The 21,299-nt window shown below is 64.1% G+C and carries 24 protein-coding genes; 10 read left to right on the top strand and 14 right to left on the bottom strand.

Annotated elements, in window-relative coordinates; all coding sequences use genetic code 11:
• Window positions 1-22: 22 nt before the first annotated feature.
• The 4 genes from IE097_RS04745 to IE097_RS04730 all read left to right on the top strand — a co-directional run bounded on the left by IE097_RS04745 (window position 23) and on the right by IE097_RS04730 (window position 4,369).
• Window positions 23-1,219, top strand: coding sequence for a monovalent cation:proton antiporter-2 (CPA2) family protein (locus IE097_RS04745; RefSeq protein WP_189458994.1), 1,197 nt, complete (start codon window positions 23-25; stop codon window positions 1,217-1,219).
• 128 nt (window positions 1,220-1,347) lie between these two features.
• Window positions 1,348-3,693: a heavy metal translocating P-type ATPase gene (locus tag IE097_RS04740; RefSeq protein ID WP_229797428.1), complete on the top strand. Its 2,346-nt coding sequence runs from the start codon at window positions 1,348-1,350 to the stop codon at window positions 3,691-3,693.
• 162 nt (window positions 3,694-3,855) lie between these two features.
• Window positions 3,856-4,065 (top strand): heavy-metal-associated domain-containing protein, encoded by a 210-nt coding sequence (locus tag IE097_RS04735; protein WP_189458993.1) that lies wholly within the window; start codon window positions 3,856-3,858, stop codon window positions 4,063-4,065.
• Entirely contained in the window at window positions 4,049-4,369 is a 321-nt protein-coding gene (locus IE097_RS04730; RefSeq protein WP_189458992.1) for a metal-sensitive transcriptional regulator, read from the top strand. The genes IE097_RS04735 and IE097_RS04730 overlap by 17 nt, the downstream gene beginning before the upstream one ends.
• A 19-nt stretch (window positions 4,370-4,388) precedes the next feature.
• Here the strand turns inward: IE097_RS04730 and IE097_RS04725 are convergent, their stop codons facing one another.
• The gene (locus IE097_RS04725; protein WP_189458991.1) at window positions 4,389-5,537 is read right to left on the bottom strand and encodes an aminotransferase-like domain-containing protein; all 1,149 of its coding nucleotides are present in this window, start codon (window positions 5,535-5,537) and stop codon (window positions 4,389-4,391) included.
• Between the two features lie 190 nt (window positions 5,538-5,727).
• On the opposite strand from IE097_RS04725, the gene IE097_RS04720 reads away from it, so the two are divergent.
• The gene (locus IE097_RS04720) at window positions 5,728-6,177 is read left to right on the top strand and encodes a MarR family winged helix-turn-helix transcriptional regulator (RefSeq protein ID WP_189458990.1); all 450 of its coding nucleotides are present in this window, start codon (window positions 5,728-5,730) and stop codon (window positions 6,175-6,177) included.
• 68 nt (window positions 6,178-6,245) lie between these two features.
• Window positions 6,246-7,178 carry a dihydroorotate oxidase gene (locus IE097_RS04715; protein ID WP_189458989.1) on the top strand — a complete coding sequence of 311 codons (933 nt, stop codon included), beginning with the start codon at window positions 6,246-6,248 and terminating at the stop codon, window positions 7,176-7,178.
• A 68-nt stretch (window positions 7,179-7,246) separates the two neighbouring features.
• On the opposite strand, the gene IE097_RS04710 is transcribed toward IE097_RS04715, so the two are convergent.
• The 3 genes from IE097_RS04710 to pmbA are packed head-to-tail and all read right to left on the bottom strand — an operon-like array spanning window position 7,247 to window position 9,566.
• Window positions 7,247-7,579 carry a YnfA family protein gene (locus IE097_RS04710; protein ID WP_189458988.1) on the bottom strand — a complete coding sequence of 111 codons (333 nt, stop codon included), beginning with the start codon at window positions 7,577-7,579 and terminating at the stop codon, window positions 7,247-7,249.
• Window positions 7,580-7,599: 20 nt separating this feature from the next.
• On the bottom strand, window positions 7,600-8,232 hold the full coding sequence (locus IE097_RS04705; protein ID WP_189458987.1) for a DNA-3-methyladenine glycosylase family protein: 633 nt from the start codon (window positions 8,230-8,232) through the stop codon (window positions 7,600-7,602).
• Between the two features lie 2 nt (window positions 8,233-8,234).
• Window positions 8,235-9,566: a metalloprotease PmbA gene (gene pmbA / locus IE097_RS04700; protein ID WP_189458986.1), complete on the bottom strand. Its 1,332-nt coding sequence runs from the start codon at window positions 9,564-9,566 to the stop codon at window positions 8,235-8,237.
• Between the two features lie 190 nt (window positions 9,567-9,756).
• Here pmbA and yjgA point away from each other — a divergent pair, with 190 nt between their 5' ends.
• From yjgA to IE097_RS04680, 4 genes are read left to right on the top strand one after another with little or no spacing between them, the layout of a single operon-like run.
• The gene (gene yjgA, locus IE097_RS04695; protein WP_189458985.1) at window positions 9,757-10,302 is read left to right on the top strand and encodes a ribosome biogenesis factor YjgA; all 546 of its coding nucleotides are present in this window, start codon (window positions 9,757-9,759) and stop codon (window positions 10,300-10,302) included.
• Entirely contained in the window at window positions 10,302-10,970 is a 669-nt protein-coding gene (locus IE097_RS04690; RefSeq protein ID WP_189458984.1) for an HAD family hydrolase, read from the top strand. The genes yjgA and IE097_RS04690 overlap by 1 nt, the downstream gene beginning before the upstream one ends.
• Window positions 10,967-11,560, top strand: a complete 594-nt coding sequence (gene mog, locus IE097_RS04685) for a molybdopterin adenylyltransferase (RefSeq protein WP_189458983.1) — start codon at window positions 10,967-10,969, stop codon at window positions 11,558-11,560. The genes IE097_RS04690 and mog overlap by 4 nt, the downstream gene beginning before the upstream one ends.
• On the top strand, window positions 11,557-12,228 hold the full coding sequence (locus IE097_RS04680; protein WP_189458982.1) for an alpha/beta hydrolase: 672 nt from the start codon (window positions 11,557-11,559) through the stop codon (window positions 12,226-12,228). Before mog ends, IE097_RS04680 begins: the two co-directional genes overlap by 4 nt.
• Window positions 12,229-12,277: 49 nt before the next feature.
• Here IE097_RS04680 and IE097_RS04675 read toward each other — a convergent pair whose 3' ends face one another.
• The 10 genes from IE097_RS04675 to IE097_RS04630 form a co-directional block, all read right to left on the bottom strand.
• Window positions 12,278-13,990, bottom strand: a complete 1,713-nt coding sequence (locus IE097_RS04675) for a cyclic-di-GMP receptor FimW-related protein (protein WP_189458981.1) — start codon at window positions 13,988-13,990, stop codon at window positions 12,278-12,280.
• Window positions 13,991-14,010: 20 nt separating this feature from the next.
• The gene (locus IE097_RS04670) at window positions 14,011-14,373 is read right to left on the bottom strand and encodes a SpoIIAA family protein (RefSeq protein ID WP_189458980.1); all 363 of its coding nucleotides are present in this window, start codon (window positions 14,371-14,373) and stop codon (window positions 14,011-14,013) included.
• A 198-nt stretch (window positions 14,374-14,571) separates the two neighbouring features.
• The gene (pdxJ, locus tag IE097_RS04665) at window positions 14,572-15,294 is read right to left on the bottom strand and encodes a pyridoxine 5'-phosphate synthase (protein ID WP_373295733.1); all 723 of its coding nucleotides are present in this window, start codon (window positions 15,292-15,294) and stop codon (window positions 14,572-14,574) included.
• 83 nt (window positions 15,295-15,377) lie between these two features.
• A complete protein-coding gene (gene recO / locus IE097_RS04660) occupies window positions 15,378-16,139 on the bottom strand; it encodes a DNA repair protein RecO (protein ID WP_189458978.1) in 762 nt (253 codons plus the stop codon).
• Window positions 16,140-16,148: 9 nt separating this feature from the next.
• Window positions 16,149-17,084 (bottom strand): GTPase Era, encoded by a 936-nt coding sequence (era, locus tag IE097_RS04655; RefSeq protein WP_189458977.1) that lies wholly within the window; start codon window positions 17,082-17,084, stop codon window positions 16,149-16,151.
• 35 nt (window positions 17,085-17,119) lie between these two features.
• Window positions 17,120-17,821, bottom strand: coding sequence for a ribonuclease III (gene rnc / locus IE097_RS04650; RefSeq protein WP_189458976.1), 702 nt, complete (start codon window positions 17,819-17,821; stop codon window positions 17,120-17,122).
• 7 nt (window positions 17,822-17,828) lie between these two features.
• The gene (locus IE097_RS04645) at window positions 17,829-18,191 is read right to left on the bottom strand and encodes a DUF4845 domain-containing protein (RefSeq protein WP_189458975.1); all 363 of its coding nucleotides are present in this window, start codon (window positions 18,189-18,191) and stop codon (window positions 17,829-17,831) included.
• 35 nt (window positions 18,192-18,226) lie between these two features.
• Window positions 18,227-19,180 (bottom strand): signal peptidase I, encoded by a 954-nt coding sequence (gene lepB / locus IE097_RS04640; protein ID WP_189458974.1) that lies wholly within the window; start codon window positions 19,178-19,180, stop codon window positions 18,227-18,229.
• Between the two features lie 21 nt (window positions 19,181-19,201).
• A complete protein-coding gene (lepA, locus tag IE097_RS04635) occupies window positions 19,202-20,995 on the bottom strand; it encodes a translation elongation factor 4 (protein WP_189458973.1) in 1,794 nt (597 codons plus the stop codon).
• A gap of 64 nt (window positions 20,996-21,059) precedes the next feature.
• The gene (locus tag IE097_RS04630; RefSeq protein ID WP_268247077.1) at window positions 21,060-21,299 is read right to left on the bottom strand and encodes a glutaredoxin family protein; all 240 of its coding nucleotides are present in this window, start codon (window positions 21,297-21,299) and stop codon (window positions 21,060-21,062) included.

Genomic DNA, 21,299 nt, shown 5'->3' with positions numbered 1-21,299 from the left:
CGATTGCGTTACAAGGACCGCGATGCCCCACGCCACACCGCTGATCACCACCATCGTCGGCGGCCTCGTGCTCGCTTTCATCCTCGGCAGCCTTGCGAACAAGCTCAAACTGCCACCGCTGATCGGCTATCTGTGCGCCGGCATCCTTGCCGGCCCGTTCACGCCCGGCTTCGTTGCCGACCCGAAGCTGGCTCCCGAACTGGCCGAACTCGGTGTCATCCTGCTGATGTTCGGCGTCGGCCTGCATTTCTCGATGAAGGACCTGCTGGCGGTGAAGAACATCGCCATCCCCGGCGCCGTGGTGCAGATCGGCATTGCCACGCTGATGGGCATGGGGCTGGCGTGGCTGTTCGACTGGCATTTCGGTGCCGGCTTCGTCTTCGGCCTGGCCCTGTCGGTCGCCAGTACCGTGGTCCTGCTGAAAGCGCTGGAAGAGCGGGACCTGCTGGAAACGCCCGAGGGCCGGATCGCCGTCGGCTGGCTGATCGTCGAGGATCTGGCCATGGTACTGGCGCTGGTGCTGCTTCCCGCCCTTGCGGGCTTGCTGGGCGGCCATGGTGGCGATCTCGACGCCTCCGCCCTCGGTCTGACGCTGCTGGTCACACTGGGCAAGGTCGTGGCCTTCGTTGCCTTCATGCTGATCATCGGCCGCCGCTTCATCCCGTGGATGCTCGAACGCATCGTCTGGACCGGCAGCCGGGAGCTGTTCCGGCTCGGCGTGCTGGCCACCGCACTCGGCGTCGCATTCGGCGCCTCGCAGCTCTTCGGTGTGTCGTTCGCGCTCGGCGCCTTCTTTGCCGGCATGGTGCTGGCCGAGTCCGAGTTCAGCCAGCGCGCGGCCGAGGAATCGTTGCCGCTGCGCGATGCGTTTGCCGTGCTGTTCTTCGTTTCGGTCGGCATGCTGCTCGATCCGCGCATCCTGATCGAGCATCCATTGGCCGTACTCGGCACCGTTGCGGTCATCGTTGTCGGCAAATCGCTGGCGGCACTCGGCATCGTCATGATGTTCCGCCACGACCTCAAGACCGCGCTGACCATTTCGGCCAGTCTGGCGCAGATCGGCGAGTTCTCGTTCATCCTTGCCGGACTCGGCGTCGCCCTTCAGTTGCTGCCGCCACTGGGGCACGCCCTGGTCATTGCCGGTGCGATCATCTCCATCCTGCTCAATCCGCTGGTGTTCTCGCTGCTGGACCGCTACCGCCCGGCCGAATCCGCCTGAGCAGCATCTCCTTGAGCACGGGGCCGCCATCGCGGCCCTTTTTCATGCCGGCATTCCACCTTGCAACTTCGTCTTGCCTTATACCCCCCAGGGGCATAATATACCCCCATACCCTATATGGAGGTGCGATGATGAACACCGAAGTCAGCCTGCCGATCAGCGGAATGAGCTGCGCGGCCTGCGCCACGCGCATCGAGAAAGTCCTCAACCGCCTTGACGGTGTCGACGCCAGCGTCAACTTCGCGACCGAATCCGCCCAGGTCCGGCTCGCCGGTGCGGCCGGTGTGCCCGACGTGGTCGGCGCCATCGCCAAGGCCGGCTACACGGTGCCGGAAGAAACGCTGACGCTGGCCATTTCCGGCATGACCTGCGCTGCCTGCGCGCTGCGGATCGAAAAGGTGCTGAACCGCGCCGAGGGCGTCAGCGCCAGCGTCAACTTCGCCACCGAAACCGCGACGTTGCGCTACCCCGGTGGCCAGTACAGCCTTGAAGCGGCCATTGCCGCAGTCCGCAAGGCCGGTTACGACGCGCGCCTGCAGCAGCAGGATACCCCCCGGGCCCATGATGAAAACGCGCTGCGCCGCAGCTGGTGGGCCTTCGGCGCGGCTGCCGTCCTAACGCTGCCACTGATGTTCGAAATGGGCGCGATGCTGCAGGGCAGCCACGAAGTCGTACCGCGGATGTGGCAGCTGGTGCTGGCCACGCTGGTGCAGTTCACCGTCGGCCTGCGCTTCTATCGCGGCGCCTGGCATGCGCTGCGTGGCGGCAGCGCCAATATGGACGTGCTGATCGCGCTGGGTACCACCATGGCCTGGGGTTACAGCGCCGCGGTCACGCTGGCCGGCTGGCACGATGCGCACATTTATTTCGAGGCCAGTGCCGCCATCATCACGCTGGTGCTGCTCGGCAAGCTGCTCGAAGCCCGCGCCAAAGGCCGCACCGCCGGCGCGATTGCCGAGCTGCTGGCGCTGCAACCCAAAACCGCCCGCGTCGAGCGCGATGGCCAGCTGGTCGACGTCGCCATCGGCGATCTGGTCGTCGGTGATATCGTCATCGTCCGCCAGGGTGAACCGCTGCCGGTCGACGGCAAGGTCGAGGACGGCAACGCCGCGATCGACGAGGCCATGCTGTCCGGCGAATCGGCCCCGATGTCCAAAGCCGCCGGCGACAGCGTCTACGCCGGCACCCGCAACCTCGAAGGCATGCTGCGCATCCGCGCCAGCGCCACCGGCGGTGCCACGCAGCTCGCCGACATCGTGAGACTGGTCGCGCAGGCGCAGGGCTCGAAGGCGCCGATCCAGCAACTGGCCGACAGGATTTCGGCCGTCTTCGTCCCGGTCGTCGTCGCCATTGCCGTCGTCACCTTCATCGCCACTGCGTGGTGGACCGGCAGCTGGGTCACCGCGCTGATGCATGCCGTCGCGGTGCTGGTCATCGCCTGCCCGTGCGCCCTCGGCCTGGCCACGCCGACCGCGGTGATGGTCGGAGTCGGCCTCGGTGCCAAGCGCGGCATCCTGTTCCGCAACGCCGAAGCCCTGCAGCGGGCGCGTGACGTCAACCTGCTCGTCGTCGACAAGACCGGCACGCTGACCGAAGGCAAACCGGCCGTGACCGAAGTGGTACCGCAGAACGGCTTCGACCTGAATACCGTGATGCAGCTCGCCGCCAGCGCCGAAGCCGGCTCCGAGCACCCGCTGGCCCGCGCCGTGCTGGCGCACGGCGAAGCGCTAGGTCTTGCCCGGCTGCCGGTCGAGGACTTTGTCGCTGCGCCGGGTCACGGCGTCAGCGCGACGATCGATGGCCGTGCAGTACGCATCGGCGTGCCGCACTGGGTGCTGGCGGACGGCGATCTGCGCGACGCCGAGCGGCTGCAACAACGCGGCCAGACCGTCATCGCCATGACCGTCGATGACGTCCCGGCCGGGCTGATCGGCATCGTCGATACGGTGCGGCCGACGTCGAAAGCGGCTGTCGCCCAGCTGCAGCAGGCCGGCGTCGAAGTGGTGATGCTGTCCGGCGACAACGAAGCCGTCGTCGCCAGCGTGGCCGCCTCGCTCGGCATCCAGCGCTATCGCGCCGGCGTAAAGCCGGCCGACAAGGCCGACGCGGTGCAGACCTTCCGCGCCGAAGGCAAGATCGTCGCCATGGCCGGCGACGGCGTCAACGACGCCCCGGCGCTGGCGGCCGCCGACGTCAGTTTTGCCATGCGCACCGGTGCCGACGCGGCCATCGAAGCTGCCGACATCACGCTGATGCACAACGACCTCGCCCACATTGCCGACGCGCTGAGCCTGTCGCGCGCGACGATGCGCAAGATCCGCCAGAACCTGTTCTTTGCCTTTGCCTACAACGTGCTCGGCATTCCGCTGGCGGCCTTCGGCCTGCTGAGTCCGGTGATCGCCGGCGCGGCAATGGCGGCCAGTTCGGTATCGGTGGTCAGCAATGCGCTGCTGCTCAAGCGCTGGCACCGCTAGGCGGCTGCGCCTTCGCATCTCGCACCCGCACGATGCTCGAAATCCTCATGTACCTGAACGTACATTCCGGTTTCTGCGCTTCGGTCGGGCACGACCTGCATCGGCTCGCTCGCCTATCGGCACTTTGTAGAGTTTAATCACATCCCAACAGGAGAAAGCACCATGGAACACATCGAAATCCGTATCGACGGCATGAGCTGCGGCGGTTGCGTCGCATCGGTCACCCGCGCACTGCAGGCCGTCGAAGGCGTCAAGACCGTCAGCGTCACACTGGACCCGCCGCTGGCCCGGGTCGACTTCGACGGCGCCGATACCGACGCGGCCGAAATCGAACGCAGCATCGAGGATGCCGGCTATGACGTCGTCCGCTGACTGCTGCGCCAGTGATCACGACCCGGCCGATGGTCACCGGGTCGAGCGCGACAACAAGGACGCGCTGGTCAAGCGGCTGAACCGGGTCGAGGGCCAGATCCGCGGCATCAACAAGATGGTGCAGGAGGACCGTTACTGCATCGACATCCTGACCCAGATTGCCGCGGCAAAGTCGGCGCTCGACAGCCTCGGGATGCAGTTGCTCGAAGCACACGCCCGCGGCTGCGTCACCGGCGCGATCCGGGACGGCGACGGCAGCGCCGCCATCGATGAACTGATGACGGTGCTGCGCAAACTGGGCTGATCTCCGCCAGCCCGCCGCCTCAGTCCCGCGCGGCGTCGAGCAGTTGTGCCAGCTTGGCCATGCCGGCTTCGATCTGTTCGACGCCGGCATGGCTGAAGTTGAGCCGCAGGTAACCGGCATCGGCCCCGTCCGGAAAGAACGGCTCGCCGGGCATGATCGCAATGCCGGCGTCGAGTCCGCACCGCATCAGTGCCATCGTGTCGCACGGCTTGTTCAGCCTCAACCAGAAAAACAGGCCGCCGGCCGGCAACTGCCACCGGGCGTGTCCGCCCAGATGGCGCTGCAGCGCTGCCGCCATCGCATCGCGGCGCTCCCGGTACAGCGGCAGTACCGACGCGACGTGCCGTTCGAGCTCGCCGCGTGCAAGCAGGTCGGCGATGATGGTCTGGCTGACGCGGTTGCTGTGCAGGTCGGCCGCCTGCTTGAGCCGGGTCAGCGGCGTGATCAGGTCCGGATGGACTATGAGGAAACCGAGCCGCAGCCCCGGCGCCAGTGTTTTCGAGAACGAGCCCTGATAGACCCAGCGCGCCGTCTTCAGGCGACCGGTGATCGGCTTCGGCGCCTCGCCGTCGTAGGAGAGCGCCCGGTACGGGTCGTCCTCGAACAACAGGACATCATGGCGATCGAGTGCCGCGGCCACCGTGTCACGCTCGGTGTCGCTGTAGCAGTAACCGGACGGATTCTGGAACGTCGGGGTCAGATAGGCCATGCGGACATCGGCCAGCGTACGCTCGAAACCGACCAGATCGGCCCCGTCCGGCCCGACGGATGCCGGACAGAATCGCGCACCGAACAGCCGGAACGACTGCAGCGCGGCCAGATAGGCCGGCGCTTCGGTCAGCACCGGTGTCCCCTCGTCGATCATCAGCTTGCTGACCAGATCGATCCCCTGCTGTGAACCGTTGACGATCAGCACCTGCTCGGGTGCGCAGGCGATGCCGAGCTGGCGGCCCAGTCTGGCGATTTCGGCCCGGAGCGCCGGTTCGCCTTCGGTTTCACCGTACTGCCAGGCGCCGGCAAGCAACCCGGAGTCAAGCCGGTCGGGACGATAGAGCGCTTCTTCGGCCGGCAGGCCGCCGGCAAACGACACCATGCCCGGCCTCTTGGTGGCCGCAAGAATGTCGCGCACGAGGGAAGAACTGAGCTGGTCGATACGGCGGGAAAACATGGGCGGACTCCTGTCAACGCAAGGGAAACCGGCTGGCGCCGGTGCGAAAAGCGTTGCGGGATACGCGCCGCGGGGCGATGCGCCGCGCACGATTTGGTGAATCATGGCATTGGCAATGCGCCGCTACATAAGCCAAAATTATTGACCTATTATGGATTCAATCCTGCCCCGTTCAAGCGAGCGCGTCAATATGACCGGCACACCGATCACCGAAACACAGCTCAACAGCGCCTGGGAACTGATGTTCTACGGCTTTCGTGCGCTGACTGCCCCACCGGATTCGCTGCTGGCGGCACGCGGCTGGAGCCGCGTCCACCACCGCATCCTCTACTTCGTCGCCCGCACCCCGGGGCAAACGGTCGGCGAGCTGCTGCAGCGCCTCGGCGTGACCAAGCAGGCGCTGAACGCGCCGCTCAAGGCCCTGCAACAGGCTGGACTCGTGACCGTCTCCGTCTGCAACGATGACCGTCGCGCCCGGCGGCTGCACCTGAGCCCCGCCGGTCAGGCACTTGAAGCGTCGCTGACCGGCGTACAGCGCGAACTGCTGACCAAGGTTTTCGAGCGCGCTGGCGAGGCGGCCTTCGACGGATGGTGTCAGGTCATGGACGAACTCGCGGCTTGCGAGTCGCGCCAATCTTGATCAAACGCAGGGCGCTGCGATGACGATGCCCTAGGATGAAATGCACTCAACCTCAACCCGATCCCGCCATGACTGACCTGACCTGCCATTTCCTTGGCCAGCCCTTGGCCAACCCGCTGATGAACGCATCGGGCGTGCATTGCCGCACCCATGCCGAACTCGACACCCTCGCAACCAGCGCCGCCGCAGCGATGGTGACCAAGAGCTGCACGCTCGAGCCGCGTACCGGCAACCCTGAACCGCGCTATCGCAGCCTGCCGCTGGGCAGCATCAACTCGATGGGCTTGCCGAACGAGGGTTACCGCTACTACCTCGACTACGCCGACCGCTTCGATCACGAGCAGAAGCTGCTGTTCCTGTCGATTTCGGGCCTGACACTCGACGACAACGTCGAAATGATCGCCGCGATCCGTGAGGCGGTGAATCCGGCGCTGCTCGAAGTCAATCTGTCCTGCCCGAACGTGCCGGGCAAACCGCAGACCGGCTACGACTTCGAAGCGATGGACGAGCTGCTCGACGAAGTCAACGATGCCTACAAGCGCCCGTTTGGCGTCAAGCTGCCGCCCTATTTCGACATCTCGCATTTCGACGCCGCCGCTGAAGTGCTGAACCGCTACCCGCGGCTCGCCTTCGTCACCTGCATCAACTCGGTCGGCAACGGCCTGGTGATCGACCCGGAAACCGAATCGGTCGTGATCAAACCCAAGGACGGCTTCGGTGGTCTCGGTGGCAGCTATGTCCTGCCGACGGCACTCGCCAACGTCAACGCCTTTTACCGCCGCTGTCCGGACAAGCAGATCATCGGCTGTGGCGGCGTGCAGAGCGGCACCGAAGCCTTCCTGCACCTGCTCGCCGGCGCCAGCCTGGTGCAGATCGGCACCGCGCTGTACGAGGAAGGTCCGGCGGTATTCGATCGTGTACTGGGCGAACTGGCGGCCATCATGGCGAGCAAGGGCTACGCCACGATCGACGAGTTCCGCGGCAAGCTCAAGATGCTGTAGCGCCCTTCCCGCCGCCCAGGAAAAAAAGCCGCGATTGCGGCTTTTTTTCCTGGGCGGGAGGCCTGCGCTCATGCCGCGCGCGGCGCGAACATGATGATGGCCATCCCGGCCAGCGATACGGCCACGCCCAGCACATCCCACACCGTCGGCCGGATGCCGTCGACTGCCCACAGCCACCCCAGCGCCACGGCGATGTAGACACCACCATACGCCGCGTACACCCGTCCGGCCGCGCTCGGGTGCAGGCTCAGCAGCCATGCGAACAGCACCAGACTGGCCGCCCCCAGCGGCAACCACCACGCGGACAGCCCCTGGCGCAACCACAGGTAGGGAATGTAACAGCCGATGATTTCGGCCAGCGCGGTCAGCACGAACAGGCCGACGGTCTGCAACGCATTCATGGGATATGCCCGTCCGCCGCCTAGTAACTGACCGGTAGCGGTTCGAGCCCGCGCCACAGATACCAGGTCGCCACCGAGCGCCACGGCGCCCAGCGTTGCGCCAGTACGCGGACTTCCGCCTTTGGCCGGCGTTCATCATCGTGGTAGTAGCGCGCAACGGCCTTGATCAGGCCGACGTCGTCGAGCGGCAGCACGTCCGGGCGCATCAGGTGGAACATCAGGAACATTTCGGCGGTCCAGCGGCCGATGCCGCGGATCGATGTCAGTTCGGCAATGACCGCCTCGTCGTCCATCGCATCAAGCCGTTCCGACGCCAGTCGCCCTTCGGCATGGTGCTGCGCCAGATCCTTCAGGTACTCGACCTTGCGCTGCGACAGGCCGCACGCGCGCAAATCGTCGACCGACGCGGCCAGCACGCGCTCGCTGCACACCTCGACCACACAGGTGTCGAAGCGGCGCCAGATCGAATCGGCCGCCTTGACCGAAATCTGCTGGCCGACAATGGACCGGCACAGCGTCACGAACACGTCACCGCGACCTTCGAGGCTGATGCCCGGATAAGCGGCAATCAGCTTCGCCAGCACCGGATCGCCGGCGGCCAGCACGCTGCAAGCCTCGTCCCAGTATGCCGGCCGTCCGGTCGTGCCGCTCATGGTCAGTGGCCCGCGACGGTCATCTTGTCGATCAGGATCGAGCCGACCCGGCGACTGCTCGAGACCAGCCAGTCGTCACCAATCCCGACGATGCCCTTGAAAATGTCGCGCAGGTTGCCGGCGACGGTGATTTCCTCGACCGGATGACTGATCCTGCCGTTTTCGACCCAGAAACCGGCCGCGCCGCGCGAATAGTCGCCGGTCACCAGGTTGATGCCGTGGCCCAGCAGTTCGGTCACGAAGAGGCCCGTACCCAACTGGGCCAGCAGCGCGTCGAAACTGCCGGTGGCGCCAACCAGCAGGTTGTGGGTACCCCCGGCATTGCCGGTGCTCTGCATGCCGAGCTTGCGTGCACTGTAGCTGCCGAGGAAGTAGCCGTTCTGCACCCCGGCAGTCACCAGATCACGCCTGGCCGTCGCCACGCCCTCGGCATCGAATGCGCCGCTGGACAGGCCACGGATAACGAACGGGTCCTCGACGATGTCGACCACCGGCGAAAACACCTGCGTGCCGATGCTGTCGGTCAGGAAGCTGGTCTTGCGGTACAGGCTGCCACCACTGACGGCCGACACCCAATGGCCGATCAGCGACGAAGCCACCGGTGCCTCGAACAACACCGGGTACTCGCCGGTCTTCACCCGCCGGGCTCCCAGGCGGCGTACCGCACGCTCGCCGGCCTTGCGGCCGACCGCTTCGGCATCGTCGAGGTCGGCGGCGGCGCGTGCAGCCGTGTACCAGTAGTCGCGCTGCATGCCCGACTCGTCCTCGGCAATCAGCGCGGCCGAAATGCCGTGGCGCGTCGATTCGCCCAGCCCGGAAAAACCGGCGGAATTGGCATAGACCCAGCGCGACGCCGACGTCGAGACGCTGGCCCCTTCGGAATTGCCGATCCGTGCATCGACACCACGGCCGGCCGCCTCGCAACGCTGCGCCAGTTCGATGGCCTGCTCGACCGGCAACGACCACGGATGATAGACGTCGAGGTCGGGGAAAACCGTCGCAAAGCGCGCCGGATCCGCCAGGCCCGCGCACGGGTCCTCGGCGGTGTAGCGTGCGATCGACAGCGCCGCCTTGACCGTATCGACCAGCGCGGTTTTCGAGAAATCGGACGTGCTCGCATGGCCCTTGCGCGAGCCCAGATACACCGTGACGCCAACCCCCTTGTCGCGGTTGTACTCGATCGTCTCCACTTCGCCGAGCCGCACCGAAACGTTCTGGCCCAGCCCTTCGGAGGCATCCACTTCGCAGGCCGTTGCCCCTTGCCGACGGGCTTCGTCGAGTACGGTTGCGGCGAGATCGCGGATCTGGTCTGGACTGAAACTGAAATCGGACATCGGGCATCCCTGGAATGAGTGGAAAGGCGCGGCTGACAGGTCGCGCAGAGCGCAGACAGTAAGGCGGCACGAATGTACAAGGCAAGTGGAGCACAGGGATTTCTACCGCTCCCCGGCCGGCGGCACAAGTGTACGCCGGAGAACCCCGGCGGGTTTGGTATCATTATGCTTTTGCTCCGCGCTCCCCGCCATGGCTCGACACCAAGACCCCCATCCCCACGACGACGACGTCGAAATCGTCAGCAAGAGCCAGATGAAGCGCGACATGAACGCGCTGCAGGAACTGGGCGAAGCGCTGATTCCGCTCGACCGCAAATACCTGATCGGCCTCGAACTGCCCGAAACACTGTTCAACGCGCTGATCGAAGCCAAACGGCTGACCGCACACGGCGCCGTCGCACGGCACAAGCAGTACATCGGCAAGCTGATGCGTCAGGTCGACCCGGCACCGATCCAGGCGCTGCTCGACTCGCTCGCCGGCAATTCCGACCGCCACAACGCCTGGCTGCACCAGCTCGAACGTCAGCGCGACAAGCTGCTGACCGATGCCAAGGCCGTCGAAACGCTGATCAACGATCATCCGGATCTCGACGTCCAGCAGCTGCGCCAGCTGATCCGCAATGCACTGAAGGAGCGCGAACAGCAGAAGCCGCCGAAGGCCTTCCGCGAACTGTTCCAGCTGCTGAAGACGCTGTACCCCGAACCGCCGCTGATCGATCCACGCGAGGAGAAATGATGTCGTTGCCTGCCCACCTGCCGAACCGTTTTGACGCCATTTTCTTCGACATGGACGGTACGCTGATCGATTCGACGCCCTGCGTCGAACGGATCTGGCGCAACTGGGCCGGTGAACACGGTATCGATGCCGAAAACCTGATTGCCAACATGCACGGCGTGCGCGGCGTCGACGTCATCCGGCGCTTTGCGCCGAACGCCGATCTGCAGACCGAGTTCAACAAGCTGCTCGAGCGCGAGCTGACCGACATGGAAGGCACGATCGCCATCCCCGGCATCGCCGCCCGGCTGACCGAACTCGACGGCGTCCGCACCGCTATCGTCACCTCGGCACCGCGCCCGCTGGCAAAGTCCAAACTGGAATACTGCGGGATCACTCCGCCGGCCTTCATGGTGTGCGCCGAAGACGTGGCCGACGGCAAGCCGTCGCCGGCGCCGTATCTCGCTGGCGCCAAGCATTTCGGCGTCGACCCGGCCAGATCGCTGGCCTTCGAGGACGCACCGAACGGCGTGCGTTCGGCCAAGGCCGCCGGCATGACGGTCATCGCGCTGACGACCTCGCACCCCGCCGACGAACTCCGCGAAGCCGACTTCCTGATCGGTGACTGGCACGACCTGCACTTCAGCGCCGAGGCCGATGGCGGCGTGACCGTGACGGTGGCGGAATGAGCGACGTGCTGAAGATCGGGCTGGTCTCGGTCTCGGACCGGGCGTCGAGCGGCGTTTACGACGACAAGGGCATTCCCGCACTGCGCGACTGGCTCACCGCTGCCCTCGCCACCCCGTTCGAACTGGTCACGCGGCTGATTCCGGACGAGCAGGCGCAAATCGAAGCCGCCTTGTGCGAACTCGTCGATATCGCGTGTTGCCGACTGGTGCTGACCACCGGCGGCACCGGTCCGGCGCTGCGCGATGTCACGCCCGATGCGACGCTCGCCGTTGCCGACCGGCTGATGCCCGGCTTTGGCGAACAGATGCGTCAGGTCAGCCTGCATTACGTGCCGACGGCCATTCTCAGCCGCCAGGTCGGCGTCGTGCGCAAACAGTCGCTGATCCTCAACCTGCCCGGCCAGCCCAAATCGATCAGGGAAACACTGGAGGGCGTCCGCGACGCCGACGGCAAGGTGCTCGTACATGGCGTGTTTGCTTCGGTACCGTACTGCATTCAGCTGCTCGACGGTCCGTATGTCGACACCCATCCGGCCGTCGTGACCGCATTCCGGCCCAAATCGGCCATCCAGCCCAAGGACGAACAATGAGCGAACTGCTCCCCTGCGTCGAAATCGAAACCGCACCCAGCCCGCAATCCAGCGTGATCTGGCTGCACGGCCTTGGTGCCGACGGCAACGACTTCGTCCCGGTCGTTCCTGAGCTGGGCCTGCCAGCCGGACTGGCCGTGCGCTTCCTGTTTCCGCACGCCCCGTACATGCCGATCAGCTGCAACAACGGCTATGTGATGCGCGCCTGGTACGATATCGTTTATTTCGACAGCATCGACCGGCATGCAGACCTTGGCGGTGTTCAGGCCTCGGTCGAGCACATCCGCGCGCTGATCGCCAACGAGAATGCCAGAGGCATTCCGAGCGAATGCATCCTGCTTGCCGGCTTCTCGCAAGGCGGCGCCATCGCCTACACGGCCGGGCTGACCCACCCCGAAGCATTGGCCGGCATTGTGGCGCTGTCGACCTATCTGCCCGCCCCGCAACTGCTTGATGCCAGCAGCACGCAAGCCAATCGCACAACGCCGGTTTTTGCCGCCCACGGCAGCCATGACCCGGTCGTGCCGGTCGCACTTGGCGAAACGGCGGTCCGGCACGTCACCGACCTCGGCAATCCGGCCAGCTGGCAAACCTGGCCGATCCAGCATTCGGTCTGCCAGCCGGAAATCCAGGCGATCGGCCAGTTCATCGGCCAGCGACTCGGCTGAAAACAAACGGCGCCCACGGCGCCGTTTTTCATGTCAATGAACGAACGGTTCAGTCGTTCTGTTTCACGACCTGCACGTTCGCCCAGACCCAGTCCGCCCCCTTTTCGAGCACACTGCCCAGCTTGACCGTAAAACTGCGATCGCGGGCCTTGACGCTGTAGAGCCGGTTGTTCGCGTACTCGGAGGCGTGCAGCATCAGCGTGTTCACGCTATTGCCCCCTTGCAGGTGCGGAATGTACAAGCCGACGCGCAGCATCGGGAATTCGGTATTGAGGAAGGACACATCCGACAGGTTGATCTGGGTATTCTCGTCGTCTTCCGCCTTGACGCTCACCGCCACCGGCGTCGCCGAAAGGATCTGGATGCCGGCAGACAACTGCTCGTCCCGCAGCCGGTTGAGCCGCCGGACAACGCAGACGCGCCAGTTGTCGTCTTCGCCGGTCCGCATGCCGATCAGCGCACCGGGCCGGATCCACTCGTTTTCGGCCGCATGCAGAATGGCACCGAAGCCCCCTTCGGATTCGTTCTCGATCGCCCAGGCGACCGAACCGACCTTCTGCCTGGACTTCGGTTGCACGGTCGCCGGCCCCGTGGCCTGCTTCGCGCGCGTCCGTTCGGAGACAAAACCGTACAGCCGCATGTCCATGATTTCGTCGTAGTCGACGTCCGTCCTGACTTCGGCCGGCTGACGGCTGAACTTGTCGTTGTCTGCGCGGACCATCGCGCACAGCCTGCCCAGCCCCTGTACGACTTCCGCGGTCTTGCTGACGGTCTGGCGCGCGCTGCGCGTCACCTGGGTATTGCGCATCAGCGTGGTCCACGCCGATTCGATCAGTCGCAGCAGCTCGGTGCTGGCCGGCTGACGGCAGTCTTGCCCCAGGCCAAGCGAGACCGGGGTTGCACCGTTTTCAAGCTTGCGCTGTGTTTCCTGCAATTCGTGAATCAGGTCGAACAGGCCCCAGTAGCGGAAGGGCTCCTCGCTCTGGTCCTCCTTCACCCGCACCGGACCGCCATCTTCCTGCAGGTTCACGCACAGATGATGCCTGTCGGCGTAGAACTTTCGCGATAGCTGGATGAGCTTGCTCCAGCGATCCAGCCAGTGATCGGCCCAGTCCAGCTGGCGCACCGTGAGGTTGTGGCTCGACAGCGTGGCGAGCATCAGCAGTTGCAGGTATTCATCCGCGCACGACGTCACCTCGTCGGCATGGCCGGGATAAAGCGGGAACGGATTGCTGTCGAACCCATCGATTTCCGAAAGCCGGTACAGCTGGTTGGCCTGAGTCCAGAGTTTCGACGGCAGTCGCTCGAAACGGAAGTGGTACCACTTGGCCTGGAGCCCAAGGTAATGCAGGCTGCGGGCCAGCACCTGTGGCATCTGGGCATCGATCCGCGGCTTGTCCTCCGGCGACGGATCCGCCTTGACGAAGCGCTGGTACAGATCGATCATCGCCTGCGCATACTCGACGATCTCGGTCCACAGCTGGCGCTCCAGCTCCTTGGACATGCGCGGGTTGGCGACATACTGGCAACACAGCGCGTCGTAACTCGACTGGGCTGCGGCATCGATCAGCAAGGTGGCCTCAAGTGCCTCCGGCGTCGGCAACTTTCGGTCGGCAACAAACCCGCGCGCGAGAGCCAAGACCTTGGCACGCTGCGCGGCAGGCGCATCGAGTTCAAGCTGGCGGCACCACGCGTTTGCCAGTTTGTTACCGGCAAACGGCGACGAATCGCGCTTGAACAGCTTGTTCAGAAATTCACGCATGGATTGGAAACGTTGCCCGCTTACCCGGCCGAGAACGACGTCAGTTCGAGCCAGGTCCGGGCCTCGTCAACCTCGTCGAACACTTCGACCTCGGCATCGGACAGGATGTTGTTGACCCAAGCCGACCAGGTGACCCACTGATCATTTGACACGATGGCAACACGGCCGAAATCCCGCCGGTGCTTGCGCGCAAACTTGACCTCTTCGACGGCCATGTCGATGGTGTAACCGAGCATGCCGGACAGGTCGAACAACAGGTTGGCCGAGCCGTGAAACCGCAGTTCGTACAGCACGCTGTCCTCGAACTCCTTGAAGTCCTGCACAGTGAACTCGTTCAGCACCGCAACGTAGATGTAGTGCGCTTCGTGCGAAATGGTGATCATGTCTGCTCCTGGCTCGGACGGTCACTTACAAGCATAGCGCATTCGACTTTGGCAGCCGATGCCGGGGCATGGCCGGTGATGCGCCGGTTGCGCCGATCCGACAGGGACCGACGCACTGCATCACCGAATGCTGATGCAGATGACGCCACGCCACAAGCACCGGTTTCCCTTACACCGCGACACACGCCTGCATGCCGCTCAGCGACGCGCGGCAACCATCAGTGCCTTCATTTCGCGTACGGCCTCCTTCAGGCCCACGAACACGGCGTGACCGATGATCGCATGACCGATGTTGAGCTCGCGGATCTGCGGAATGGCGGCGACAGCCTGGACGTTGTGGTAATGCAATCCGTGTCCTGCGTTGACGATCAGCCCAAGCGATGCGGCATACTCGGCCGCATCGCGCACGCGCGCCAGCTCGGCATCGCGCTCGGCAGGCGTGCTGGCGTCCGCATAGCGGCCAGTATGGATTTCGATGACCGGTGCGCCCAGCTCATGCGCCAGACGGATCTGCTCCCGGTCCGGATCGATGAAGATCGACACACGCATGCCCGCATCACCAAGCTTGCGGGTGTATTCGCCGGTCAGCGAGGCAAAGCGTTTGACGTCGAGTCCGCCCTCGGTCGTTACTTCCTCGCGCCGCTCGGGCACGAGGCAAACGTCCTGCGGGGCAATCGCCAAGGCGTGGTCGAGCATCTCGGTCGTCAGCGCCATTTCCAGATTCATTTTGGTCTGGATCACGCTGCGGATCAGTTTCACGTCTTCATCGCGGACGTGGCGGCGGTCTTCGCGCATGTGCAAGGTGATCAGGTCGGCACCCGCCTGCTCGCACAGCTGCGCAGCGAGCACCGGGCTCGGATAGACCGTGCCGCGCGCGTTGCGCAGCGTCGCGACGTGATCGATGTTCACGCCAAGCTGGATATCGACTGCCATCTTCATTCCCGTTCGCGCCGGCACCGGTCCGGCAAAAGACGCAAAGTGTAGCGGCTACGGCGCCGGACGCGCTATAGCGTCTGCAGATCGATCAGCAGCTGCCGTGTATGCAGCGGTGCGTCGCCGAGCAAGGGGGCAAACGCCAGCCGCATCAGCAGTTTGGCCTGACCGAGGACGCGATCGTCATCGAAACAGCTGGCGGAAATCGCCTGCAGCACCGCCACCTCGAACTGGGGTAATCCGTCCCGCGCCGGAACAAGGCCGAACCCGGCGTCGTAGCTGTAGCGCTGACCCGGCTGCAATGGTGCCCCGCCCGCCTGTCGGTCCAGCGTCGGCGCATAGCCGAGCGCGCGCAGCAGGGTCAGCTCGAAACTGCGCAGCACCGGCTCGACTGCCGCGCGCTCGTTCGCCGAGCACCCGAGCTGCCGGATGGCTGCGAAATAGGCGCCGAACAGCGCGGGATAGGCATCCTCACGCGGCAGCAGCTTCATCAGCAGCTCGTTCAGATAGAAGCCGCACAGCAGCGGCAATCCGGTCAGTTGCGGCAGGCCGCCCTGCCATTCGGCCGCGTGCAGCGTCTTGACCTCGCCGGCACCGAACCACGCCAGCAGCAGCGGCTGGAAGGCCAGCAGACTGCCGCGCAATTGCGACCCCGGGCGTTGCACGCCGCGGGCGACGATCATCACCCGGCCCAGATCGCGGCTGAACACGTCGAGCAGCCGGCTCGTTTCCCGGTAGGCGTACTGGTGCAGGATGAACGCCGGCTGCGCGTCGACCCGCGGCACATCAGCAGCGGCCTTGCGCCGCGGCTTGCGGACAGCCTTGTCGGCCACGCTCGTGGTTTACTCGAAGCCGTACTGGCGCAAGAGGCGCGTATCGTCGGCCCAGCCGCTCTTTACCTTGACCCAGATCTCGAGGAAGACCTTGGCATCGAAGAGCTTTTCCATGTCCTGGCGCGCCTCGGTACCGATGCGCTTGAGCCGCTCGCCGTTCTTGCCGATCAGCATCGCCTTCTGGCTGTCGCGATCGACCAGGATCGCGGCATAGATGCGCTTGAGTTCGCGACCGTCCTTGGTCATTTCCTCGTCGAACTTCTCGATTTCGACCGTCACCGAGTACGGCAGCTCGTCGCCCATCATCCGGAAGATTTTTTCTCGGATGATTTCGGCAGCCAGAAAGCGCTCGCTGCGATCGGTGACCTGATCTTCCTCGTACATCGGCGCCGAATGCGGCAGCAAGGGCTCGACGGCTTGCAGCAGCACATCCAGCTTCTGCTTCTTCTGTGCCGAAATCGGGACGATGGCGGTGAACGCGTGCTTCTGTGCGACGGATTCGATGAAGGGCAGCAGCGAGGCCTTGTCTTCGATTTCGTCGACCTTGTTGACGACCAGCAGCACCTGCCGGTCCTTCGGCAACAGCTTGAGCACGTCCTCGTCCTGCTGGGTGAAGCGCCCCGCTTCGACGACGAACAGGATCGCATCGACATCGGCGAGCGTGGTCGTCACGCTGCGGTTCATCGCCTGGTTCAGCGCGTTGCGATAACGGGTCTGAAAGCCCGGGGTATCGACAAAGACGAACTGTGCGGTTTCACTGGTCAGCACGCCGGTGATCCGGTGCCGCGTCGTTTGTGCCTTGCGCGAGGTGATGCTCACCTTCATGCCGATCAGGTGGTTCATCAGCGTCGACTTGCCGACATTCGGCCGGCCGATGATCGCGACGAAGCCGCAACGGTAATCTTCGGCTGCCGACTCTTCCGGCAGCATCAGTTCTTCAGTCATGGAATTCTCCGTGCAGGGCTGCAAGCCCTGACAGCTTAGAGGCGCTTGCCCGGGTGACGTTCCCGGAGCAGCGCCAGCGCCGCGGATGCGGCCTGTTGTTCGGCATTACGGCGGCTTGGACCTTCGGCACGGGTTTCCACCTGCAGCCCACGCACGAGGCAAACGACCTCGAACAGCTGGTTCGGCGACTCGCCTTCCTGGCGGGCCAGAACGTACTCAGGCAGTGGCTGGCGGCGCGCCTGCAACCACTCCTGCAAACCTGTTTTCGGGTCCTTCAGCGCCTGGGCCGGATCGATTTTTGCCACTCGCGAAGCAAACAGCGCCGTAATGACGCGCTCCGCTTCGGAGAAACCGCCGTCGAACCAGATCGCGCCGAAGATCGCTTCCAGCGCGTCGGCCAGGATCGACGGCCGGCGATGGCCACCGCTCTTGAGCTCGCCCTCGCCGAGGGACAGATAATCGCCGAGCTGCAATTCGCCGGCCACATCGGCCAGCGCTTCCTGCCGGACCAGGCTGGCCCGCAGACGAGACAGTTCGCCCTCGGTCAGCTGCGGAAACGCAAGGTAGAGCGTGCGGGCGATCACCGCATTGAGGATGCTGTCGCCGACGAACTCCAGTCTTTCGTTGTGCGTCGACGAGTAACTGCGATGGGTCAGCGCCTGCTTGAGGCGCTGCGGATCCTGAAATGAATAACCGAGCACCTTCATCAGGCGCTCGGCGGGCAATACGACGGACATTGAGCGTTTATTCCGCGCCGGAACCGGCGGCATCCACATTGAAATCGAACAAAAGACTGACGTTGGCCACAACCGGCACGACCTTCTCGTAGCCGACGGTGATCGAGGTTTTGCCGCCGGCCTGGATGATCTGCAGATCCTTGCCGGACACGGCCTTGATATCGCTGATGTTGGCGTGCTTGTCGAACGATTCGCGGATCGCCGCCGCCGGCTGGGTACCCTGTTCCTTCGCGACGCTGGTCACGGCCTTCTTCACGTTGAAGTACTCGATATAGGCCGGGACCACCTTGAAGAAGACGATGGCAGCGGCCGCGACGAAGCCCGCAATGATGATGAAACCGAAAAACGACAAACCGCGTTGCGTGCGCATTGAAGTATCTCCCCGTACTCGTCCGGTCGACCGGATCACTGGATCTTGGTGCCGATACGGCCCAGTTGCTTGAAGTTGAACCACACCAGGAAAGCCTTGCCGACGATGTACTTGTCGGGCACGAAACCCCAGTAACGGCTGTCGGCGCTGTGGTCGCGGTTGTCGCCCATCATGAAGAAATAGCCTTCCGGCACCTTGCAGCTGAAGCCTTCGTCATCATAACGGCAGTTTTCGCGGAACGGAAAATCGCGCACCTCGGCCAGATTCACCTCGGGCACGTCCATCTGCAGCGTGTTGTACACATGCTCGCCGAGCTTTTCGGTGAACTGCTGGTTGTCGATCAGGTAGACCCCTTCGGCATACTGCAGCTGGCCGGCGGCCTGGGTCGGCACCGGCTGGCCGTTCACGGTCAGCTTCTTGCCGCGATACTCGACCGTATCACCCGGAGTACCGATCACGCGCTTGATGTAGTCGATCGACGGCTTTTCCGGATAGTTGAACACCATCACGTCGCCCGGCTGCGGCTTGCCGACCGGGATGACGACATTGTTGAGAATCGGCACGCGGATGCCGTAGGCAAACTTGTTCACCAGAATGAAGTCGCCGACCACCAGCCCCGGGCGCATCGAACTCGACGGAATCTGGTAGGGCTCGACGAGGAAGGAGCGCAGCAGGAAGACGGCCAGGATGACCGGGAAAAAGCCGCGTGCATACTCGACCCAGTCCGACGGACGCGCTTCCCCCCGCTTCTTGGCCAGCACGAACTTGTCGAGGACCCAGACGACGCCGGTAACCAGCACGAAGATCAGCAGCGCAGCAGCAATCGAGAACAGCTGCACCAGCAGGATGAAGGCGCCGACGATGGCACTGAGGAAACCGTACTGAACCAGTTGCGGCGGTTCGTTGTTCTTGCGTTCGTGCTTGGCACCGAGGCCGATCAGCACCGGACCCAGAATGAGCAGAATGACGCCGATCACATACCAGTTCATGCGGTTTCCCTTGTTGCGTTGTTATTTGTCGCTGACCTGCAGGATGGCGAGGAAGGCCTCCTGCGGGATTTCGACGTTGCCGACCTGCTTCATGCGCTTCTTGCCCGCCTTCTGCTTTTCAAGCAGCTTCTTCTTGCGGGTGATGTCGCCACCGTAGCACTTGGCCAGCACGTCCTTGCGCATTGCCTTGACGTTTTCGCGCGCGATGATGGTACCGCCAATCGCCGCCTGCACCGCCACGTCGTACATCTGGCGCGGAATCAGTTCGCGCATTTTGCTCACCAGCTCGCGACCGCGGTAAACGCTGGTGCTGCGGTGAACGATGAGGCTCAACGCGTCGACCTTGTCGCCGTTGACGAGCACATCGAGCTTGACCAGATCGGCCGCCTGGAATTCCTTGAACTCGTAATCGAGCGAGGCATAGCCGCGCGACACCGACTTGAGCTTGTCGAAGAAGTCCATCACCACTTCGGCCATCGGCATGTCGTAGGTCAGCATCACCTGCCGGCCCATGTACTGCATGTTCCGCTGCGCGCCGCGCTTCTGGTTGCACAGCGTCATCACCGCACCGACGTAATCCTGCGGCACGAGAATCGTCGCCGTGATGATCGGCTCGCGGATTTCCTCGAACTTGGTCTGCTCGGGCAGTTTGGACGGATTCTCGATATGCGTGACCGTACCGTCCTTCAGCACCAGTTCGTACACCACGGTCGGCGCCGTGGTGATGAGGTCCATGTCGAACTCGCGTTCGAGCCGCTCCTGGACGATCTCCAGATGCAACAGACCGAGGAAGCCGCAGCGGAAGCCGAAGCCGAGCGCCTGCGACACTTCCGGCTCGAATGCCAGCGCGGCATCGTTGAGCTTGAGCTTGGTCAGCGAATCCCGCAGCGACTCGTAATCGTGACTTTCCACCGGATACAGGCCGGCGAACACCTGCGACTTGACGTCCTTGAACCCCGGCAGCGCCTCGGCAGCCGGGTTCTTCACCGTGGTGATCGTGTCACCGACCTTGGCCGACGCCAGTTCCTTGATGCCGGCGATGATGAAGCCCACTTCACCGGCACGCAGCACGTCGCGCTGGACCGATTTGGGTGTGAACACGCCAACCTGCTCGCACAGGTGCTGCGCCTTGGTCGCCATGAACTGCAGCTTTTCCTTCGGACGCACTTCGCCGTCGACGACGCGCACCAGCATCACCACACCGACATAGTTGTCGAACCACGAGTCGACGATCAGCGCCTTCAGCGGCGCATTGACGTCGCCCTTGGGCGGCGGAATCTTGCTGATGACTTCCTCGAGGATGTCCTCGATACCGATGCCGGACTTGGCCGACGCACGGACCGCATCGGCGGCTTCGATACCGATGATGTCCTCGATTTCCTGCGCGACGCGTTCGGGCTCCGCCGCCGGCAGGTCGATCTTGTTCAGTACCGGGCGCACTTCCACGCCCAGTTCGATCGCGGTATAGCAGTTGGCGACCGTCTGCGCTTCGACCCCCTGCGATGCATCGACGACCAGCAGCGCGCCTTCGCACGCCGACAGCGAACGGCTGACTTCGTACGAGAAGTCGACGTGCCCCGGGGTGTCGATCAGGTTCAGGTTGTAGACCTTGCCGTCGCGCGCCTTGTATTGCAGTGCCGCGGTCTGTGCCTTGATGGTGATGCCGCGCTCTTTCTCGATATCCATCGAGTCGAGCACCTGCTCACTCATCTCGCGCATTTCGAGACCGCCGCAAAACTGGATGAACCGGTCCGCGAGTGTCGATTTACCGTGGTCGATGTGGGCAATGATGGAGAAGTTGCGGATGTGATCCATAGAACTCTGTTGTTACGAAAAAAGGGCACGCCGTGCGTGCCCTGTATCAGCCAATCGCCTGATTTTACCGGATTTTGGCCAGCCAATCATCCAGCGCCTGCACATCGAGATGGTAGTGGCAGATTTCGCGACCGTCGGCAGCCGCCAGCACCGGGACCAGCTCGCCGTACAGCGCTTCGAGCGCATCGTTGTCGTCGATATCGACCCACTCGACCGCGAAGCCGTGCCGCGTGGACAACGGCTGCAGCTGGTCGCGCATCGTCAGGCAAAGGCCGCAATACTCGCGGCCGTAGAGTTTGAGCAC

Origin of the sequence: Jeongeupia chitinilytica, from assembly GCF_014652315.1 — a bacterium.
Classification (GTDB): domain Bacteria; phylum Pseudomonadota; class Gammaproteobacteria; order Burkholderiales; family Chitinibacteraceae; genus Jeongeupia; species Jeongeupia chitinilytica.
Note: the sequence above shows the minus strand (reverse complement) of the source record. Positions and strands in the feature narration are given on the sequence as shown.

What these genes read in the sequence shown, in the direction of transcription:
- IE097_RS04740 (WP_229797428.1), top strand. Translation starts at nt 1,348, where the DNA reads ATGATGAACACCGAAGTCAGCCTGCCGATCAGCGGAATGAGCTGCGCG.
- IE097_RS04735 (WP_189458993.1), top strand. Translation starts at nt 3,856, where the DNA reads ATGGAACACATCGAAATCCGTATCGACGGCATGAGCTGCGGCGGTTGC.
- IE097_RS04675 (WP_189458981.1), bottom strand. Translation starts at nt 13,990, where the DNA reads ATGCGTGAATTTCTGAACAAGCTGTTCAAGCGCGATTCGTCGCCGTTT.
- IE097_RS04710 (WP_189458988.1), bottom strand. Translation starts at nt 7,579, where the DNA reads ATGAATGCGTTGCAGACCGTCGGCCTGTTCGTGCTGACCGCGCTGGCC.
- rnc (WP_189458976.1), bottom strand. Translation starts at nt 17,821, where the DNA reads ATGTCCGTCGTATTGCCCGCCGAGCGCCTGATGAAGGTGCTCGGTTAT.
- IE097_RS04715 (WP_189458989.1), top strand. Translation starts at nt 6,246, where the DNA reads ATGACTGACCTGACCTGCCATTTCCTTGGCCAGCCCTTGGCCAACCCG.
- IE097_RS04645 (WP_189458975.1), bottom strand. Translation starts at nt 18,191, where the DNA reads ATGCGCACGCAACGCGGTTTGTCGTTTTTCGGTTTCATCATCATTGCG.
- era (WP_189458977.1), bottom strand. Translation starts at nt 17,084, where the DNA reads ATGACTGAAGAACTGATGCTGCCGGAAGAGTCGGCAGCCGAAGATTAC.
- lepB (WP_189458974.1), bottom strand. Translation starts at nt 19,180, where the DNA reads ATGAACTGGTATGTGATCGGCGTCATTCTGCTCATTCTGGGTCCGGTG.
- IE097_RS04680 (WP_189458982.1), top strand. Translation starts at nt 11,557, where the DNA reads ATGAGCGAACTGCTCCCCTGCGTCGAAATCGAAACCGCACCCAGCCCG.
- lepA (WP_189458973.1), bottom strand. Translation starts at nt 20,995, where the DNA reads ATGGATCACATCCGCAACTTCTCCATCATTGCCCACATCGACCACGGT.
- IE097_RS04670 (WP_189458980.1), bottom strand. Translation starts at nt 14,373, where the DNA reads ATGATCACCATTTCGCACGAAGCGCACTACATCTACGTTGCGGTGCTG.
- IE097_RS04690 (WP_189458984.1), top strand. Translation starts at nt 10,302, where the DNA reads ATGTCGTTGCCTGCCCACCTGCCGAACCGTTTTGACGCCATTTTCTTC.
- IE097_RS04730 (WP_189458992.1), top strand. Translation starts at nt 4,049, where the DNA reads ATGACGTCGTCCGCTGACTGCTGCGCCAGTGATCACGACCCGGCCGAT.
- IE097_RS04720 (WP_189458990.1), top strand. Translation starts at nt 5,728, where the DNA reads ATGACCGGCACACCGATCACCGAAACACAGCTCAACAGCGCCTGGGAA.
- yjgA (WP_189458985.1), top strand. Translation starts at nt 9,757, where the DNA reads ATGGCTCGACACCAAGACCCCCATCCCCACGACGACGACGTCGAAATC.
- IE097_RS04725 (WP_189458991.1), bottom strand. Translation starts at nt 5,537, where the DNA reads ATGTTTTCCCGCCGTATCGACCAGCTCAGTTCTTCCCTCGTGCGCGAC.
- IE097_RS04745 (WP_189458994.1), top strand. Translation starts at nt 23, where the DNA reads ATGCCCCACGCCACACCGCTGATCACCACCATCGTCGGCGGCCTCGTG.
- pmbA (WP_189458986.1), bottom strand. Translation starts at nt 9,566, where the DNA reads ATGTCCGATTTCAGTTTCAGTCCAGACCAGATCCGCGATCTCGCCGCA.
- IE097_RS04705 (WP_189458987.1), bottom strand. Translation starts at nt 8,232, where the DNA reads ATGAGCGGCACGACCGGACGGCCGGCATACTGGGACGAGGCTTGCAGC.
- mog (WP_189458983.1), top strand. Translation starts at nt 10,967, where the DNA reads ATGAGCGACGTGCTGAAGATCGGGCTGGTCTCGGTCTCGGACCGGGCG.